Annotated in this window: 4 protein-coding genes; 2 read left to right on the top strand and 2 right to left on the bottom strand. The window is 64.3% G+C overall.

Going from position 1 to position 2,983, the window contains the following annotated elements; translation table 11 throughout:
• Positions 1-50: 50 nt before the first annotated feature.
• Both ACFTZB_RS44620 and ACFTZB_RS44615 read right to left on the bottom strand, forming a co-directional pair.
• Entirely contained in the window at positions 51-839 is a 789-nt protein-coding gene (locus ACFTZB_RS44620; protein WP_378442277.1) for an amidohydrolase family protein, read from the bottom strand.
• Between the two features lie 10 nt (positions 840-849).
• Complete coding sequence (locus ACFTZB_RS44615; protein ID WP_378442274.1) at positions 850-1,599, bottom strand: SDR family NAD(P)-dependent oxidoreductase; 750 nt, start codon at positions 1,597-1,599, stop codon at positions 850-852.
• A gap of 225 nt (positions 1,600-1,824) precedes the next feature.
• Here ACFTZB_RS44615 and ACFTZB_RS44610 point away from each other — a divergent pair, with 225 nt between their 5' ends.
• Both ACFTZB_RS44610 and ACFTZB_RS44605 read left to right on the top strand, forming a co-directional pair.
• The gene (locus tag ACFTZB_RS44610; RefSeq protein WP_378442272.1) at positions 1,825-2,241 is read left to right on the top strand and encodes an SRPBCC family protein; all 417 of its coding nucleotides are present in this window, start codon (positions 1,825-1,827) and stop codon (positions 2,239-2,241) included.
• A gap of 61 nt (positions 2,242-2,302) precedes the next feature.
• Positions 2,303-2,983: acyl-CoA dehydrogenase family protein (locus tag ACFTZB_RS44605; protein WP_378442270.1), on the top strand; the 681-nt coding region annotated here is incomplete at its 3' end.

Below are 2,983 nucleotides of genomic sequence, written 5' to 3'. Positions count from 1 at the left end.
GACACGAGTCGTGTCTCGGACCGAAGATCGCGATTCGGCCTTGGTGCCGATCAGGATGAAATTTTCAACAACCGCGCCAAATTGAGCCCGAGGATGTTGTCGACGTCGCTGTCGGGTAGACCCAGCTCACGCACGGCCTGAATCTCCCGCCCCTGATCCGCCATCGGCCAGTCCGAGGCGAAGATGATCCGCTCGGGACCATGCGCCTCGATCGCCTTCCGTACGTCGGCGGGGTTGAGCTCGGCAAGGCTCGGCGGCCACGAGGTGTCCAGGTAGACCGGCAGTCCGACGACCGTGTCGACCGCCGCCTGGAACTGATGGTAGCCGCCGAAGTGGCAGGCGATGACGTCGAGCCTGGGGAATTTGCGGATCAGTTCTGCCAGCATCGACGGGCTACAGACACCTTCCGAACTGGCAGTGGAGATGGAACCGATGTGAATGATGACTGCGAACTCACCTTGCATGGCGTCGAACAGTCGGTCCATGCGCGGGTCGTCGAGAGCGTACTTCTGGAAGAAGGGGTGGATTTTCACTCCCTTCAGACCGTGCCGGCGAAGGCTCTCGACGTTCTCTTCCGCCGACAGCTCGGGATGAACGGACCCGAATCCGATGAAGTAGTCGGGATCGAGTGATCCGGAGAACTTGTTGGCTTTGTCCACGGCCGCGCCGTCGTTCGCGACGGCCAAGCAGACCGAGCGGTCGATCCCGGCTGCGGCCATGGATTCCTTGAGGCCGCTCGCGGTGCCGTCACCGCGACGTTCGAGATCCGGTACCGATCCGGCCAGGGCGCGTTTGGCGACCGCGTCCGGCCACATGTGCGTATGTGCGTCGATGATCATGGGAAACCTCTCAGAGCCGGCTGACCTCGCCGCCGTCGATGACGGCGACCGAACCGGTAACGAAATCGGACAATGGGGACGCCAGGTATGCCACCAGCGGACCGAACTCCGCGGGGTCGCCCATACGGCCGGCAGGGATCTTCCTCAGTCGCTTCGCGAGCACGTCCGGCGAGTCGGTGACAGCACTCTGCGCGTCCGTGGTGAAAGCACCGGGGGCGATGGCGTTGACCTGGATGCCTTTCTTTGCCCACTCGCCTGCGAGCGCTTTGGTGAATTGCACGAGCGCGCCCTTGGACGACGAGTACGCCACCAACGTCGGCTTTCCTTTGAGCCCGGAGGTGCTCGCGATGTTGATGATCTTGCCGGACCCCTGCGGGAGCAGGTGCTGCGACGCCGCGCGGGTCAACACTGCGGGCGCGCGCACGTTGACGTCGAAGACCTCGTCCCACAGCTTCTGAGGCTGCTCGTCGAAACGCCCGGCCGGGGCGATGCCGGCGTTGTTGACGACGATGTCGAGGCGACCGAACACCTCGACCGCAGTGTCGGCGAGAGCCGCCACCGCATCCATGTCGCGCATGTCGCAGGTCTGCACCGCGGTGCGGTCAGGGTAACGACCGTGCAGGTCTTCCAGCGCCTCCCGCGTACGTGCCACCAACAGGACGGACGCGCCTTCCTGTATCAGGGCTTCGGCCGCCGCCCAACCTAGTCCACGGCTTGCGCCCGTCACGATCGCGACCTTTCCGCGAAGCTGGAGGTCCATTGATCCCATCCCTTTCGGTGCTGAAGTGCCTCGGCGCAACCACATGTGCGGGAAGCACCGTCGTCTTACCCTTGCCAGGCAACGAAATTATAATTATATTTGCCATATTAAACGTCAAGCGGTGCCGGCGCCAGACCCACTTCGCCCCGGCGAGAGGCGCCACGATTCGGCGGCCGATGACACCCACCACACCTCACGAAAGGCAAGGAACCTATGAGTGTCCCGATGACTGTCGAGGAGACCACCCTTTCCCCTGCGCCCGCCGGGGACATCTGGAAGCTGTGTGGCGCCCCCGCCTCGATCGCCGAGTGGTCTCCCGCCGTAGGGAAGTCATGGATGGACGGCGATGTGCGCCACGTCGAACTCACCGGAGCCGGACAGGCGCGGGAACGAATCACCGAGCACGATGACGCGGAACGCTACTACACCTACGACTACGTGGACGGCCCGCTCGTACTCGATGCGATGTCCTCACGGTTCGCGGTGCACTCCACGGCCGACGGCGGATCGAAGATCGTGTGGTCCGCGCAGTTCGCAGCCGTCGACGACGCGCAAGGTGCCGAGCTGGCCCAAGCAGTGAGCGGCATGTACCAGGCAGGCTTGACCAGTCTCGCCGCGCTGGCGGCAACGAGCCCGTCGTGAGGGTCTTGACGTCGCCAGTCCGGCGCCGTGTGCGTCGTGCCTGTTCTGGAAGGAGCTCCCGGTGAGCAAGATTCGACTGATCCCGCCCGCCGTCGATGACCCGAGCGAATACGATGCGCTTCGCGCCGAGGTGCGTGCCTTCCTCCGCAAGTGTCTCGACGACGAAGTATTCACACCGGGAGTCGACACCTGGCTCACCGGGTGGAACCCCGCGTTCACGCGCTTGCTGGCCGAACGCGGATGGATCGGCATGACCATTCCCACCGAATACGGGGGACACGGGCGGTCGCACCTGGAGCGATTCGCCGTGACCGAGGAACTTCTGGCCGCAGGCGCCCCGGTCGCGGCCCACTGGATCGCGGACCGGCAGATCGCTCCATCACTGTTGACATTCGGCACCGAACAGCAGAAGCACCGGTTCCTCCCTGCCATCACGAGGGGCGAGTGCTTCTTCGGCATCGGCATGAGTGAACCCGACTCCGGATCGGATCTGGCGAGCGTTCGCACGAAAGCCGCTCGTGTCGAAGGCGGCTGGCGAGTCACCGGAACAAAGGTGTGGACGTCCGGAGCTCACCGCGCGGACGCGTTCATCGCTCTCGTCCGGACATCACCGAAGGACCCGGACGCCCGGCACGCCGGCCTCAGCCAACTCATCATCGAGCTGAGGTCACCGGGAGTCGAGATCAGACCGATCATCTCGATGGGGGGAAGCCATCACTTCAACGAGGTGATACTCGAGGAT

Origin of the sequence: Rhodococcus sp. NPDC057014 (assembly GCF_042673295.1) — a bacterium.
Classification (GTDB): domain Bacteria; phylum Actinomycetota; class Actinomycetes; order Mycobacteriales; family Mycobacteriaceae; genus Rhodococcus_F.
The sequence above is the reverse complement of the archived record's forward strand: the minus strand, read 5'-3'. Positions and strand labels throughout refer to the sequence as shown.